This is a genomic window from Pseudomonas sp. TE3644 (assembly GCF_056278815.1).
On sequence record NZ_JBWBQF010000001.1, the window covers coordinates 2445119 to 2459101 of the forward strand.

Annotated in this window: 13 protein-coding genes; 10 read left to right on the plus strand and 3 right to left on the minus strand. The window is 60.7% G+C overall.

Translation table 11 applies throughout. The annotated features are described in order from the left end of the window. The first annotated feature begins 130 nt into the window (after positions 1-130). The 6 genes from ACZ9GA_RS10745 to ACZ9GA_RS10770 all read left to right on the plus strand — a co-directional run bounded on the left by ACZ9GA_RS10745 (position 131) and on the right by ACZ9GA_RS10770 (position 6222). Positions 131-1336 carry an alpha-xenorhabdolysin family binary toxin subunit A gene (locus ACZ9GA_RS10745; RefSeq protein WP_457362693.1) on the plus strand — a complete coding sequence of 402 codons (1206 nt, stop codon included), beginning with the start codon at positions 131-133 and terminating at the stop codon, positions 1334-1336. Further along, a complete protein-coding gene (locus ACZ9GA_RS10750) occupies positions 1249-2331 on the plus strand; it encodes an alpha-xenorhabdolysin family binary toxin subunit B (RefSeq protein WP_457362692.1) in 1083 nt (360 codons plus the stop codon). Before ACZ9GA_RS10745 ends, ACZ9GA_RS10750 begins: the two co-directional genes overlap by 88 nt. A 49-nt stretch (positions 2332-2380) precedes the next feature. Beyond that, positions 2381-3577 carry an alpha-xenorhabdolysin family binary toxin subunit A gene (locus ACZ9GA_RS10755; RefSeq protein ID WP_457362691.1) on the plus strand — a complete coding sequence of 399 codons (1197 nt, stop codon included), beginning with the start codon at positions 2381-2383 and terminating at the stop codon, positions 3575-3577. A gap of 40 nt (positions 3578-3617) precedes the next feature. After that, positions 3618-4508 (plus strand): hypothetical protein, encoded by an 891-nt coding sequence (locus ACZ9GA_RS10760; protein WP_457362690.1) that lies wholly within the window; start codon positions 3618-3620, stop codon positions 4506-4508. Between the two features lie 109 nt (positions 4509-4617). Then, positions 4618-5508, plus strand: a complete 891-nt coding sequence (locus tag ACZ9GA_RS10765; RefSeq protein ID WP_457362689.1) for a hypothetical protein — start codon at positions 4618-4620, stop codon at positions 5506-5508. Positions 5509-5574: 66 nt separating this feature from the next. Beyond that, entirely contained in the window at positions 5575-6222 is a 648-nt protein-coding gene (locus ACZ9GA_RS10770) for a ribonuclease T2 family protein (protein ID WP_457362688.1), read from the plus strand. A 153-nt stretch (positions 6223-6375) separates the two neighbouring features. Here the strand turns inward: ACZ9GA_RS10770 and ACZ9GA_RS10775 are convergent, their stop codons facing one another. Then, the gene (locus tag ACZ9GA_RS10775; RefSeq protein WP_457362687.1) at positions 6376-7266 is read right to left on the minus strand and encodes a hypothetical protein; all 891 of its coding nucleotides are present in this window, start codon (positions 7264-7266) and stop codon (positions 6376-6378) included. A gap of 293 nt (positions 7267-7559) precedes the next feature. Here ACZ9GA_RS10775 and ACZ9GA_RS10780 point away from each other — a divergent pair, with 293 nt between their 5' ends. Together ACZ9GA_RS10780 and ACZ9GA_RS10785 are read left to right on the plus strand one after the other, a co-directional pair. Then, a complete protein-coding gene (locus tag ACZ9GA_RS10780; RefSeq protein ID WP_457362686.1) occupies positions 7560-9278 on the plus strand; it encodes a phospholipase D-like domain-containing protein in 1719 nt (572 codons plus the stop codon). A gap of 123 nt (positions 9279-9401) precedes the next feature. Continuing rightward, a complete protein-coding gene (locus ACZ9GA_RS10785) occupies positions 9402-10676 on the plus strand; it encodes a chloride channel protein (protein ID WP_457362685.1) in 1275 nt (424 codons plus the stop codon). Here the strand turns inward: ACZ9GA_RS10785 and ACZ9GA_RS10790 are convergent, their stop codons facing one another. Both ACZ9GA_RS10790 and ACZ9GA_RS10795 read right to left on the minus strand, forming a co-directional pair. Further along, a complete protein-coding gene (locus tag ACZ9GA_RS10790; RefSeq protein ID WP_457362684.1) occupies positions 10677-10943 on the minus strand; it encodes a DUF2790 domain-containing protein in 267 nt (88 codons plus the stop codon). Between the two features lie 172 nt (positions 10944-11115). Beyond that, a complete protein-coding gene (locus ACZ9GA_RS10795) occupies positions 11116-12561 on the minus strand; it encodes an NCS1 family nucleobase:cation symporter-1 (protein WP_457362683.1) in 1446 nt (481 codons plus the stop codon). Between the two features lie 335 nt (positions 12562-12896). Here ACZ9GA_RS10795 and ACZ9GA_RS10800 point away from each other — a divergent pair, with 335 nt between their 5' ends. Then, positions 12897-13595: an AzlC family ABC transporter permease gene (locus ACZ9GA_RS10800; RefSeq protein ID WP_457362682.1), complete on the plus strand. Its 699-nt coding sequence runs from the start codon at positions 12897-12899 to the stop codon at positions 13593-13595. Continuing rightward, the gene (locus tag ACZ9GA_RS10805) at positions 13592-13903 is read left to right on the plus strand and encodes an AzlD domain-containing protein (RefSeq protein ID WP_457362681.1); all 312 of its coding nucleotides are present in this window, start codon (positions 13592-13594) and stop codon (positions 13901-13903) included. The genes ACZ9GA_RS10800 and ACZ9GA_RS10805 overlap by 4 nt, the downstream gene beginning before the upstream one ends. The last annotated feature ends 80 nt before the right edge of the window (positions 13904-13983 follow it).

The following is a 13983-nucleotide window of genomic DNA, read 5'->3' on the forward strand; positions in this document are numbered from 1 at the left end:
GGGCATTCTCAACGGGCAGCCACGGGAGTATTGCGGCGTACGTATAAGTTCCCGGTTATTCAACAGCTAACACACTTTTATGCTGTGGGTGTCACTACGGTGATACCTACAAAACATACGAGGTGTGAATATGTTTGCGACTTCATCTGTGCCCCAGGATTTAAATCGACGAGCGGCAGAACTTCCCGGTCAATATGTTGAAATAACAGCCAATAGTGAAGAGGGTGGTCGCGACAGCGGCTTGTTGGTGACCCGCGAAGATATTTTCAAGATCAAAAGCTATGAGCGCACTGCTTTAGCGCTGCCCAGCAACCTGCAAAGTGTCACCCAACTGTTGGGCTTCAGTAAGAGTGGTATCGCCGGGCTGGAGCCAGCGGACCTGTTGGCCACGTATAAAAAACTACGCGGGCACGGCTTGTCCTGGGCGGACCTGGAAGAAAAAGTCAAACTGACCAGTGCCAGCCTGTATACCTTTTCTTCGGAGTTTCTGGTGACGGGCCAGCGGGTGATCGACGTCATCGAAAAAATGGATTTTGTCAAACAGTTAACGACGCCTATCCGTGAGGCAGTCATTGAGGACGGCGCTGATCTGGCCCCCAAGGAGCTGTCTGACAATGACAAGCTTGTCAAGGATCTGGGCCTGGCCAGATTGTTGGAAATGATGGCTGCCAGTATTGAAGCACAGTTGGCGGCGGTAACCCTGGTGAAAAACCGAACATCGGGGTTTGCCAGCGAAATCACGCAGAAGTTAATCCCCGAAGTAGGTCAGAAAATCACATTGTCGCAGAAGCACAACCTCGGTAAGAAGGTTGAAGAGTTGAATGCTGAAATAGCAGAGTTGACCAAAGACATTGACCAGAAGAAACAAGAGTACAACGAACTGGTCAAGAAGGCGCTCGACGGGATCAACTTCATGGGGCCCGTGGGCCTGGTGGTACTGGGCGGTATATTCGGTGCCCAGGCGGAAAAAGTTCGGAAGGCGCGCAACAAGATGATCGGCGTGCGTGATGCCAAGGTGGCAGAGGTCAAGGTCTTGGCGCCGCTGATCGAGGCAGTAGGACGCCTGGCGGGCTACCTGGACAATCTGGACATGTCGCTGAAGGATGCCGAGGTCGGCGCCAACAATTTGCGGGACATGTGGTTGCTGCTGCACACGTGGGTCACTGAGTCGTTGGGCAAGCTGCGGTTGATAGACGATTCCAAAACGTTGTTTGAATTCGTGATGGAGTTCCAGTTGGTCCTGCTGCCATGGAACGATATCAAACAGACGTCCTACGAGCTGAATACAACGTTTATTCGCGCTATCAACGATTGGAACAGTGGAGCACACGCATGAATATCTATTTCCTTAAAGGTTTCGATGCTACACCGGAAGTTGATGTAAACCTGATCAAAACACGATTCACGGAAATCCGCCGCGTGGCGGGCGTTCTGGACGCGGCTTTCCATGCACGCCTGGATCAAGGCGTGCGGGGCTTGCACCTGGGGGCAATCAACGCTGAGCAAGAAGTGCGCGGCCAGTTGGTGGCAGTTACCGCCAGCAATGGGGCGGCAGGCCTTGAGGCAGTACAGGCCAAGCTCAAAGCCACCGAAGCCGCAGGGCTGCCTGAGGAGATGCGTCAGAAGGCAATGGACTTGGTCTGGAAAATGGCTGATTCCCTGGCGGCAGACCACCGGGCAAAGATCGACCATGCGGCGATGGTCATACGTGAAGCTTGCAGCACATTTGATGCCATCAACCTCGCCATGCGCGTTGCGGAGATTGCGCCCGAACTGCTGATGAAAACCAACCTGAGCAGCAAAAAACTGGAGGAGGACACCGCGGCCTTGGCCTTGCTGCGCAAGGACCGCGAAACCCTGGATGCAACCATCAAATCCCTGGAAAAATCCAAGTGGCCGACCATCAAGCTGCCCTCACCCGAAGACTTGAAAGGGATGAGCTTGCCGTCACCGGAGCTGGCGGCCATCGAAGCCGGCTTGGAACTGTTGGAGAAGCTGCTGGGCAAAGTCACCGAAGGCATGGCGTACGTCGAACTGACCGAACAGCGTGACGGGCTGCGCAATCGACAGGCACAGGGCGTGATTGAGCTAGACGCACTCAAGGCGTCGCTGGCCGAACTCAGCCGCCAGCAGTCGTGCCTTGACACGGCCTCGCAACTGCACACCCAGAAGGACGAGCTCAAGGATCAATTGCTGAAAATTGCGCAACCCTTGCAGCAGTTCAGCCTGACGTTGATGGCAGCTGGCAAGGCACGCGACATGGATTCCATGATCAGCATTCTGGGCGCTTGCCATGGTTTCGCCGAGTCGACCTATTCGGGCATCCGTTAACGTGGCGCGGCGCCTCCTTGCGGGGCGCCTCCGCCCGTAGGAGATTAATATGCAAGGATTCGCAGACACTCATCGACAGTTGGCAGGCCGCGCGGCCGCCATTCCAGCTCAACGTCTGGGCATCATGATGAACAGCGAACCCCAGGGGCGTGACAGCGGACTGGTGGTAACGCGCGACGATATTTTCAAAATCAAGACCTATGAGAAAAGCGCTTTTGCGCTGCCTGCGACTGTGGCGGCGTTGCAGGTTGAGGTCGGCGTCAACAAGACCGGGATCAATGGCCTGGAGCTGACCGATATCATCGCGGTTTACGGCCGTATCAAACAGCACGCGGGCACCTGGATGGCGCTGGAAAGCGACATCAAATCAACCAGCACCCAGCTGCACATTTTTGCAGGGAAGTTCAGGCGCAATGGCGATGCGGTGCTGAGTGTCGTCAACGCCATGGACATCATCGAGCAGTTAAACAAAAAGGTCGGTGATCTTGTGCTTGATGATCTTGCAGGCTTTTCTGGCCGACCGTTGAGTGAGAAGGACCTCAGGCTCAAGGGTAGCTTGATTACCTTTCTGGAGTGGATCAAGCACGACGTGGAAACGCAGTGTGCGCAGGTTGCGCGAGTCAAGCTTGGAATTACCGATTTTGCACGGCAGATTAGCGAAGTACTGATACCCGCCGTGAACCAGAAAATAGCGCTCGCCAGGACGCATAACCTGCACAAAGTCATTGAGGGGCTGGATGCGCAGCTGAAAGAGTTGGACCGTGATATCGCCAGTAAAAAAGTCGAGTATGACGCGCTCGTTAAAAAAGCCTTGAAGTATGCGGCAATATTTCCGTTTGGTCTGGTCAATGCCGGGATATACGGTGCAAGGGCGGAGCGTGCACGCAAGGACAAGAATCAACTGATTCGTAAACGTGATGCAGTACACACTCAGATCCGTGCTACCCAACCATTGATTGGGGCCGTGGACCGGTTGTCCGGGGGGTTGCACGACATTGATTTTCGACTGGTGGATGCCGAAGAGGGTGCCAGTAATCTTCGAGACATGTGGCTTTTGCTGCACGAGTTTATTGACGTCTCGGCAGGGCGCTTGAAGAAGATTGATGATGCCAAGTCGTTGTTTGAGTTTGTCATCGAGTTTTCTCTGGTGCTTAACCCTTGGGCCGATATCGAAGAGCAGGCGTTCGAATTTTCTGTGCTGTTTCACAACGCGATCAATGACTGGCAGCGTAACGCTGAACGGTGATGGATGGGTGACGACAAACTGTGAGTGGAGGGGAGTGCGCATGGATGCAGCCAAGAAGATTGTAGAGGTCATCTCGCCGTGGGCTGCGACGGGCAAGATGATGGTGAGTGCTGAAGTTGGTTTTCTTGAAAGGTATGATGTAGTAAAGCTGCGAGAATATGCGTATTACACGGCAAGGTTTCCGGTGTGGTATGACATGATCTGTAGCGCGAATCACTATCATCAGGCCCTCAGGACGGTGCTCAAGATGCCTGACTCTTTGGGCGTACTTGTCAAGTCGGGTGCTGATTGGAAACACCTGGAGCGTTTACTGTCCCATACCGTGGACGCAATGCTGTATCAATCTGCGGTCTACCTTTCGGGGGGGCGCGATATTTTGGATCTGGTCGAAAAGATGGACCTGATGGAGCAGCTTGATTGTACTATCGGCGATTTGACAGAAAGCAAGATGAATGAGCTGCGAAGTCGCACCCTCAGTCACCGTGATACCCAGGCCGTTGGGTCGTTGCAGGGAATACTCGAACAGATTGTCGCAGTCGCGAGGGTTAACAATACGTCAGTCACGGGCATGAACGTTGCGGCGGCAAAGTTCAACCAGGAGTTCCGGACTTCTGCCCTGCCATGCATAGAGCGTTTATACAAGACCACGACGGCGGGTCCTTGCAATCAGCCTTACTGTAACGCCAGATTGTGGGATATTCAGGTGACTCTTAATACCCTGCTTAATTATCGGCGAGTGGACGTGTCCGCAGCGGCTTTGAATGACCTGCAGGTTGCGCTGTCAACCTACCTGGAATCGACAATCCGCGAGTTGACGGGTATGCACGACAATCTCGCTGTTCTTTTCTTCGTTGTGCAGTTCAAAGGCGTCGTCGATGTTTGGCAGACGGTAGACAGCATGTTGAAAAACACCAAGAAGGCGCTGGAATAATCGTGCTCTATCAAAAGTTGGCACTATTTGTAATGGCCTTGAAAACGGGTAGTGGGTCGCTGCTTGTCAAAGGTTGGTGTGGTTTCTGGCGGCGTGTAGGGAGGCGTGCATGGATGCAGCTAAAGAGATGTTGCGCATTATCGCAAGGTGGTCGGTCAGGGGCAAGATGTCGCTGGGGACTGAAGTCGCTTTTCTCAGGAAGGAGGATTTGGCTGGGCTGAGACATTATGCGCGTAATGTGCAAGCGATAGGCTGGTGGTATCAAGGTGTATGCAATGACGGCCCTTATCATAAGGACTTATTCAGCTTGATAAAATCAGATGGGTTTTTCACCAGGCTTGCCGGCTCCGGTGAGCAATGGGTGACGTTGGAGAAGTCGTTGTCGGACCTTGTTGGTGTTCTGCTGCAACAATCGGGGAAGTGGCTTTCGAGTGGTCGTGATATTGTGGCGCTGGTCGAAAAAATGGATCTCATGGAGCAACTTGATTGCACCATCGGCGATCTGACGGAGGAAAAGCTGGGCGAGCTGCGAAATCGGTCACTCAGTGCTCGTGATGTCGAAACAGTAGGGACGTTGCAGGCCATGATAGGGCAAAGGCTCGCTGAGGTAATGGCTAATAAAGCGTTGGTGGTGAAGGTAAGCGACGCGGCAGAGAGCTTCAGTCGCTCATTCAGAACTTCCGTATCGCCGGCACTTGATCGCTTGCATAAGGCAGGACTGTCTCAAATGTGCGGTGTTTATTACTGTCATTTCTGTTTGTCAAACGTGGGCCGAATGTTGCAGGGCATAATGCTTGATCGGGGGGTAGATGCTTCCGCATCGGCGTTGAACGACCTCCAGGTTGCGCTGTTAACCTATCTGAAGTCGACAGTTTCCGAGTTGTCCACCCTGCACTACAACCTTGCTGTCCTGTTCTTCGTCGTACGGTTCAAAGACGTTGTCGATGTATGGCAAACCGTAGATGGCCTGCTACAGGCCACCAAGAAAGCCCTGCAGTAAGCCGGTGCTACGTCGCAGGGGGGCACTTTGCTACAGTGTGTCCCCCTACCCAAACAGGAAGTCACCGTGACCAAGCTCGTGGCAATCGCCTTGGCGCTGCTATGCACCTTCAGTACTGCGCAAGCCCGGCAAACCGGCAACCGGCCACCCGCCGTGGCAGGCCAGTTCGACTATTACCTGCTGAGCCTGTCGTGGTCGCCGACGTTCTGCCTCACCCATGGCAACAACGAGCAGTGCAGCGGCAAGGGCTACGGCTTCGTGCTGCACGGCTTGTGGCCGCAATACCTCAAGGGCGGCTGGCCGCAGAACTGTCAGCCCATCACGCCGTTGTCGGCGGCTGAACGCAGCCAGGGCGCCAGCCTGTACCCCAGCCGGCAATTGGTGAACCACGAATGGACCAAGCACGGTACCTGCAGTGGCCTGAGCGCGACCGATTACCTGAACACCGCTGACCACGCCGTGGGCAGGGTGAAGGTGCCCACGGCGTTGCAGCCGTCCGAAGGCGCCCAGTCCTTTGCGCCGCAGCAGATCGTGCAGATGTTCCGTCAAAGCAATCCCGGCATGCCCGAGGACGGTATTGTGGTGCGGTGCAGCGGGCCGCAGTTGGCCGAGGTGCGGGTGTGCCTGTCCAAGGACCTGGCGTTCACCTCGTGCGGGCGCGGGGTGAAGATGCAGTGCGCGCAGGATGAGGTACGGGTGCCAGGCATTCGTTAGGCTCTGTACGAAATGCATCCCAGCTCGCCCATGCTGCGTTGAATACAGGCTCGGAATGCTCATTTACAACCCGTAAAGTCGAGCGCGACTCCGACCGTTCCTCGCCTGTTTTCGCCTTGCCTGACCTTCGCTGGAATACATTTCATACAGACCCTAGGGCACCAGCACCTCGCGGGCTGGGGCAGCTGCGAACACGCAGCGTACGTCGTGGGCGCAGCCGGGGATGTCGATCAGCGGCTTGCCCTGGGCCTTCGCGTACGCCTGGGCCCTTTCGTAGCGGTACGGGCCCTGGGCCATGGCGGCGCACGAGCGGTCCAGCACTGTGTAGGCCGTCCCCTTGCCACGCCCTGTGTCCAGGGTGCCGGCCAAGTAGTGCACTTCGGCCTCCGCGTAATGGCGCGCCGCTGCCTGGGCGTCGCGGGGCAAGCCGGCAGGCAAGTGTTCGACGCCGTATTTCCAGTGGTTCAGTGCCGGGCAGTCGGCGACCGGGTAGGGGCGCGTGGCCGTGAAATACAGCCAACTGCCCGGGTCGGCCACCACGAAGCGCAGGCCGGGCTGCGCGGCGGCGAAGCCGATGTAGTGTTGCACCAACTGAGCACCGGCCGAGAAGCCTGCCACGGTGATGGATCGGACTGACGGCCACTGTTGGCGAACCTGCGCAATCAAGGCATCCATGGCCTGGAACGACGTCACGGCGCCGCCTTGCAGCGCCGGCTCACCCTGTGCCCAGCCGCCGCAGCTCCATTGCAGGTCGCCGGGTTGCGATGCGGGCTCATCGCGGCCCTGGCACGTGTCGCCGACGCTTTGGAACAGCGGCGCGACGACCAGGCCGTGAGGGTCTACGGCCACCCCGGTGTCGAACGTGCGATGGGCGTCATGATGGAAGCCGTGCAGCACGATCAAGGCCGATTGCGCCTGCCGGTTGGGTGCCTGGGAGGCGTAGTAATGCAGGCTGCCAAGGCCTGGCTGTGGCTGTACGGCCAGCCATTGGCTGGCGTGGGCGAGGGCGGGCAGGGTGAGCAGCAGGGCGAGCCAGTGGCGCATGGGCGGGTTCCGGGTCAAGGCAAGCCGCCAGCTTACACCCTGTAGCCGCTGCCGCTAGGCTGCGCTGGCACGCGTGTACGTCGTATATTTCCAGCGGGGCACAGGGCCAGCGCAGCCTGGCGGCAGCGGCTACGGGATCGCGTCGCCTGCATCGCGGCCAAGGTCGGCTCCTACCGCGAATGGCGTAGGAGCCGACCTTGGTCGCGATGCAGACGGCGCGGTGCGGGCGCATATACCCAGGCCCGGCAGGATCTGGCACTCTCTGGCCTCACCGCCGCCGAAGGAACGCACGCATGCCCACACCCGGGGACTTTCAAGTCAGTGGCAACAATGATGCCGCCCTGTTCACCCTCAAATTGCACCGCAGCGAAGGCATGCTGCTGTTGGCCATGAACTGGAAAAGTGGCCCGCCACCCGCCGACTTCGTCGGTTTCGGCATCGAGTACAAGGAACCGGCCGGCGACCGTTTCTACGCACTGAACAACCGTCTGACGTTCCCCACCGCCGACGGCAGCGTGCCCACCACAGCGCTTTCAAGCCTGTTGTCGCCGATCCAGAAATTTCGCTGGGTGCATTTCCCGCGCAACGCCGAGCTGACCGGCGCCTTTACCTATCGCGTGACCCCGGTGTTCATGAACGCCCAGAACGTGCTCAGCTACGGTGAAGCCCAGGTGGCCGCCATCGAGTTGCAGCGCGACACCTGGCCCGGCCAGCTCAACGTCACCTTCACCCGCGGCTACGTGTCGTCCCAAGCCTTCGTGGAGCGCTACGCCAAGGATGATCGCAACCTGACCACGCTGCTGCCGCGCAAGGCCGACGACGGCCTGGATTTCGTCCCCAGTAACCCCAATGCCCAGGCGGCGCTTGAGTGGATGGGCTTCGAGGCGCGCGAGGCGATTCTGGCGGTGTTGGACCAGGCAGTGGCCGACACCGCAGCCCAGGTCAAGGTGATCGCCTACGACCTCAACGAACCCAACATCGTCAGCCGCCTGGAACAGCTGGGCGCGCGCCTGCAGATCATCATCGACGACAGCAGCAGCCACGGCGACGCCGATTCCGCCGAAACCCTGGCCGCCACGCGCTTGACCCAGGCCGGCGCCACGGTCAAGCGCGAACACATGGCCAGCCTGCAGCACAACAAGGTCATCCTGCTGGACGGCAGCACGCTCAAGACCGTGGTGTGCGGCTCCACCAACTTCAGCTGGCGCGGTCTGTACGTGCAGGCCAACAACGCCCTGGTGGTGCAGGGCGAGACGGCGTTGCGGCTGTTCCAGGCGGCGTTTGCCCAGTACTGGGCCAGCAGCTCGGCCAAGGACTTCGGCGCCCAGCCGCCTGCGCAATGGCACGACCTGGGCCTGGACAACATCGATGCGCAGGTGACGTTCTCGCCCCACGCCCTGGACAACGCGGCGCTGGCCGGGGTGGGCAGCGACATTGCCACCACCGGCTCCAGCCTGTTGTTCTCGCTGGCCTTCCTGTACCAGACCCGCGGGCCGATCCAGGCGGCGATCAAGCAGGTGGCGGCCAACCCCGCCATCTTTGTCTATGGCATTTCCGACCGGCACATGCAGGAGGGCCTGGACGTGCTGCTGCCCGGCGGCGACAGCGCCATCCTGCACGCTGCGGCCCTGAACAAGAACATCCCGGCGCCGTTCCAGGCCGAGCCCACCGGCCTGATCGGCGGCGCCGGGGTGCGTCTGCACCACAAGTTCGTGGTCATCGATTTCGACAAGCCCACGGCGCGGGTGTACATGGGGTCGTACAACTTTGCCGACGCCGCCGACCGCAGCAATGGCGAAAACCTGCTGCTGATCCGTGATCGCCGGGTGGCGGTGGCCTACATGGTGGAGGCGGTGCGCCTGCTCGACCACTATCACTTCCGCGTCGCCCAGGAAAGCGTCAAGGCCGGCACGCGCACGGCGCTGACCTTGCAGCGGCCAGGTCCGACCCCCTGGTGGCAGGAGGACTACAGCGACCCGCGCAAAATCCAGGATCGCTTGCTGTTCGCCTGATCCTTATCCCCTGGCGGACAACCTGTAGCGCCCAGCTCCCAATCGGCCGGCGCGTCCCTAGGCGCGCAGGCTGACGGCGGCTACCCTCTGGGGCATTACCTGAGATTGCCTGCGGAGCGCTGCATGTCGTTGCCTGATTCACCCGTTGTCGTACGTTCCCCTGTGCGCGCCAACCTGGCGCTGGCCGCCGTGGTGGTGTTGACCGGCATTGGCGCCGGCCTGGGCGGCATGTTGCTGGCGCTGCTGCTGCACGGCATCCAGCACCTGGCCTACGGCTACAGCCAGGATCACCTGGTGGGTCATGAAAGCTTCCTGCTCGGCGTCACGGCTGCCTCGCCCGAGCGCCGGGTGGCGGCGCTGACGCTGTGTGGCGTGGTGGCAGGGCTGGGCTGGTGGCTGCTGTACCGCTACGGCAGGCCCCTGGTCAGCATCAAGAAGGCGGTCGGCAACGCCGAGGCGCGCATGCCCGGCAAGGAAACCCTGGCGCACCTGCTGCTGCAGATCGTTACCGTAGCGCTGGGCTCGCCCCTGGGCCGTGAAGTGGCGCCGCGCGAACTGGGCTCGCTGATTGCCGATCGGCTGTCGCGCTACAGCGGCCTGGACGCCGACACGCGTCGGCTGATGATTGCCTGTGGAGCCGGTGCGGGTCTGGCGGCGGTGTACAACGTGCCGCTGGGTGGCGCGGTGTTCGTGCTGGAAGTGCTGGTGGCACGCTTCGCCTGGCGTGAGGCAATCATTGCCCTGGCCACTTCGGCCATCGGTGCTTCGGTGGCCTGGATAGGTCTGGGTGCGGAGGCGCAGTACACGGTGCCGGCGTTTGTCGTCAGCCCTGACCTGATGACGTGGGCGGTGCTGTGCGGGCCGCTGTTCGGGCTGGCTGCCTACGGTTTCGTGCGCCTGACGGGGGCGGCGCGTGAGCGGGCGGCGCGCGGTTGGCAGCTGCCAGTGCTGTCGTTGCTCAACTTCATGCTGATCGGCTGCCTGGCCATCTACCTGCCGCAGGTGCTGGGCAACGGCAAAGGCCCGGCGCAGTTGGGCTTTGACGATCAGTTGACCATCGGCCTGGCGGCGCTGTTACTGGTGGCCAAGCTGGTGATCACCAGCAGCACCCTGCGTGCGGGCGCGGAGGGCGGGTTGCTGACGCCGGCGCTGGCCTGCGGCGCGTTGCTGGCGGTGATCCTGGGCGGCGGCTGGAGCCTGGTGTGGCCGGGCGTGCCCTTGGGCGCGTTCGCCATCGTCGGTGCGGCGGCCTTCCTGTCATCGTCCATGAGCATGCCGCTGACCGCCATCGTGCTGGTGGTGGAGTTCACCCGCATCGACCACGACTTCCTGGTGCCGATCATTCTGGCGGTGGTGGGCTCGGTGTGCGTCAGTCGGCTATGTGCGCGGCTGGGCTGATCAGCCCTTGTCGCAGTCGCCGCCCAGACGGGTGTAGTTGAGCTCGTGCTGCACGCCCTTGCTGTCGATGTAGGTCATGTGGCCTTGTACCGGGCCGCACTGGTCGCCGCCGCTGTTCATGCGTACCACCTTGGCGATGTCCAGGTCTTGGGAATAGTCGTAACCGTTGGTTTGCGCGCTGGCTTGTGCGGGCGCCGCGTCGTCGGCGCGGGCGAACGAGGTAAAGGCGGCCAACAGGGTCAGTGCGAGTGCGATCAGGTATTTCATCAGTGAGCCCTCCATTCGGGTATGGGCGCCATTTTACGAAGGCGCCCACCCCCGTTTGAAATGGAGGGTGTCGATAGCGGGCATCAGCCAAAGTGATGCGCTAACCCTGTAGCAGCGGCCGTAGGCCGCGTCACAGGCACCGCAGTGTGTCAGGGGTATCGCTGGATGGTGTTCAGCGCACCATAGCGGTTGAAACAGGCACTCCCCGCTGCGACCACAAGCTCAACCCATAAAACAACCCACCTCCGAGAAAACACCCGGTAAACCAGGCAAAGTTGGCCATAGGCTTGAACCACGGAATAAAGGTAAAGCACAGCCCCGCCAGCGCAGCCACCACCAGCGCCTGCACCGCCACCCAGTTCACCCCGTTGCTGTACCAGTAACGCCCCGTCGGTCCATCATTGAACAGCGCATCCACGTCGATCTGCTGGCGCTTGATCAGGTAATAGTCCACCAGCAGGATGCCGAACAGCGGCCCAATGCACGCCGCCAGCACGTCGAGGGTGTAGTGAATCACCTCAGGGTTGTTGAACAGGTTCCACGGCGTGATGAACACCGACAGTACGGCGGCGATCATGCCGCCCATGCGCCAGCTGATGCGGCTGGGCGAGACGTTGGCGAAATCGAACGCCGGGGACACGAAGTTGGCGACGATGTTGATGCCCACCGTGGCGGTGACGAAGGTGAAGGCGCCCAGCAGCACTGCCGTGGTGTTGTCGATGCGGGCGACGGTGGCGATGGGGTCGTGAATCATTTCGCCGAAGATCGGCAGGGTGCCGGAAACGATCACCACGGTCACCAGGCTGAACGCCAGGAAGTTGATCGGCAGCCCCCAGAAGTTGCCACGGCGCACGTCGCTCATGCTGCGGCAATAGCGGCTGAAGTCACCGAAGTTAAGCGTGGGCCCGGAGAAGTACGACACCACCAGGGCAATGGCCATGACCACCTGGCCCACGGCGGCCCAGCCCGATACGGCTTTTTCGGCCAGGGTGAAGCTGATGTTGCTCCAACCGGCGCGCCACACGATCCAGCCAGCCAGGGCGAACATCACCGCGTATACAGCAGGGCCTGCCCAGTCGATGAAGCGGCGGATCGACTCCATGCCGGTCCAGAACACGAACGCCTGCACCACCCACAGCGACAGGAAGCCGAACCACCCCAGGTACGACAGGCCGGCGAAGGTTACGCTCTGGTACGCCGCCAGCGCCGGGAAGAAACGCAGCACCACGATCACCAGGGCGCTGGACGCCAGGTACGTCTGCACCCCGTACCAGGCCACAGCGATCAGCCCGCGAATCACGGCGGGGATGTTGGCGCCAAACACGCCGAAGGCCAGGCGACAGATAACCGGGTAGGGCACCGCAGCCTGCTGGCTGGGCCGCGCCACCAGGTTGGCGATCACCTGCACGATGCAGATGCCCACCAGCAGCGCGATCAGCACCTGCCAACTGGCCAGGCCGAGGGCGAACAGGCTGGCGGCGAACACGTAGCCACCCACGCTGTGCACGTCGCTCATCCAGAAAGCGAAGATGTTGTACCAGCTCCACGTTTGCGGGGTGGGGCCCAGGTCATGGTTGTACAGGCGCGGGCTGTAGCCGGCCGGAGGTTGGTGTGACATTGCTTGTGTCCCTCGCAACTGTTTTTTGTATACGAGGTGATAGGCAGAATGTGTGCCAAAGGTGATTTTCCGGAAAATCAGGGCCTTGGGTAAAAGGATCGCCGCACGCATGCCCTTTGCCTGTGCGCCAACGCTGAAACCCGGTGCAAAAGCGCGCACCCCGTAGCCGCTGCCGCCAGGCTGCGCTGGTCAGCATGTACACAAAAAATCTCCAGCGAGGCAGGGCCAGCGCAGCCTGGTGGCAGCGGCAACAGGCAAGTGCGCAATATTGTTCAAGACAGGCGCCACGCCCATCTGACACAGTCTTCTCCCGTTTCCCGCCAACTTATAAGAACATGCCTAACACACTTCTCCCGCGCCACGCCTTCCTGCGTGGCGCTGCTGCCATCATGCCGCTGTCGCTCGCCACGGCGCCCTGGGGCCTGCTGGCCGGCTCCATGGCCATCGAGGCCAACCTCACCCCCTGGCAAGGCCAGGGCCTGTCCAGCATCGTCTTCGCCGGCGCGGCGCAACTGGTGGCCATCGGCATGCTCAAGGGCGGCGCCGGGGTGCTGTCGATCCTGCTGACCACGGCGCTGCTGACGTCCCAGCACTTGCTGTACGGCATGAGCATGCGCCCGATGATCGCCGGCCTGCCGGGCCGCTGGCGCGTGGGGCTGGGCTTTCTGCTCACCGATGAACTGTTCGCGCTGACCAGCCGCTACGACCAGCAGACCTTCAGCCGCTGGTACGCCCTGGGCGTGGGCTTGACCTTCTACGTGGCCTGGAACCTGTTCACCCTGGCCGGCATCCTGCTGGGCAGCAGCATCCCCGGTATCGAGCACCTGGGCCTGGACTTTTCCATCGCCGCTACCTTCATTGCCCTGATCACCCCAGTGGTGCGCAATGTGCCGACCGTGGTCTGCGTGGCGGTGTCACTGTTCTGCTCGGTGCTGTTCAGCTACTGGCACTGGGGCTCGGCGCTGGTGCTGTCGGGCTTGGCGGGCATGAGCGCCGGCTTTGTCTGCAACAAACTGCAGGGGGCACGGGCATGATCTGGCTGGTGATTGTCGGCATGGGCGCGCTGGTGTTCCTCAACCGCTATGTGTTCCTGGAGCCGCGCCTGCCGGTGCGCCTGAGCAGCAACGCGCGGCAGTTCCTGGGTTTTGCAGTGCCGGGCATGCTCACGGCCATCTGCGGGCCAATCGTGTTCATGCCCGACAAGCAGTTGAACCTGAACTGGGACAATCCTTACCTGATCAGTTCGTTGGTGGCGGTGGGGCTGGTGGTGTATACGCGCAACACCTTGCTCAGCATGTTGCTGAGCATGGCGTTTTTCTTTGGCCTGCGCTGGTGGCTGTAGGCCTGCTGGTGATCTGAGAGGCTACTTGCCAGTAGCTGTCAGTTCTATCAGTTGTGCGCTGGAACCCCCCGGCGTCTAGT

What these genes read in the sequence shown, in the direction of transcription:
- ACZ9GA_RS10745 (WP_457362693.1), top strand. Translation starts at nt 131, where the DNA reads ATGTTTGCGACTTCATCTGTGCCCCAGGATTTAAATCGACGAGCGGCA.
- ACZ9GA_RS10755 (WP_457362691.1), top strand. Translation starts at nt 2,381, where the DNA reads ATGCAAGGATTCGCAGACACTCATCGACAGTTGGCAGGCCGCGCGGCC.
- ACZ9GA_RS10800 (WP_457362682.1), top strand. Translation starts at nt 12,897, where the DNA reads ATGCCTAACACACTTCTCCCGCGCCACGCCTTCCTGCGTGGCGCTGCT.
- ACZ9GA_RS10760 (WP_457362690.1), top strand. Translation starts at nt 3,618, where the DNA reads ATGGATGCAGCCAAGAAGATTGTAGAGGTCATCTCGCCGTGGGCTGCG.
- ACZ9GA_RS10780 (WP_457362686.1), top strand. Translation starts at nt 7,560, where the DNA reads ATGCCCACACCCGGGGACTTTCAAGTCAGTGGCAACAATGATGCCGCC.
- ACZ9GA_RS10750 (WP_457362692.1), top strand. Translation starts at nt 1,249, where the DNA reads ATGGAACGATATCAAACAGACGTCCTACGAGCTGAATACAACGTTTAT.
- ACZ9GA_RS10790 (WP_457362684.1), bottom strand. Translation starts at nt 10,943, where the DNA reads ATGAAATACCTGATCGCACTCGCACTGACCCTGTTGGCCGCCTTTACC.
- ACZ9GA_RS10765 (WP_457362689.1), top strand. Translation starts at nt 4,618, where the DNA reads ATGGATGCAGCTAAAGAGATGTTGCGCATTATCGCAAGGTGGTCGGTC.
- ACZ9GA_RS10775 (WP_457362687.1), bottom strand. Translation starts at nt 7,266, where the DNA reads ATGCGCCACTGGCTCGCCCTGCTGCTCACCCTGCCCGCCCTCGCCCAC.
- ACZ9GA_RS10805 (WP_457362681.1), top strand. Translation starts at nt 13,592, where the DNA reads ATGATCTGGCTGGTGATTGTCGGCATGGGCGCGCTGGTGTTCCTCAAC.
- ACZ9GA_RS10795 (WP_457362683.1), bottom strand. Translation starts at nt 12,561, where the DNA reads ATGTCACACCAACCTCCGGCCGGCTACAGCCCGCGCCTGTACAACCAT.
- ACZ9GA_RS10785 (WP_457362685.1), top strand. Translation starts at nt 9,402, where the DNA reads ATGTCGTTGCCTGATTCACCCGTTGTCGTACGTTCCCCTGTGCGCGCC.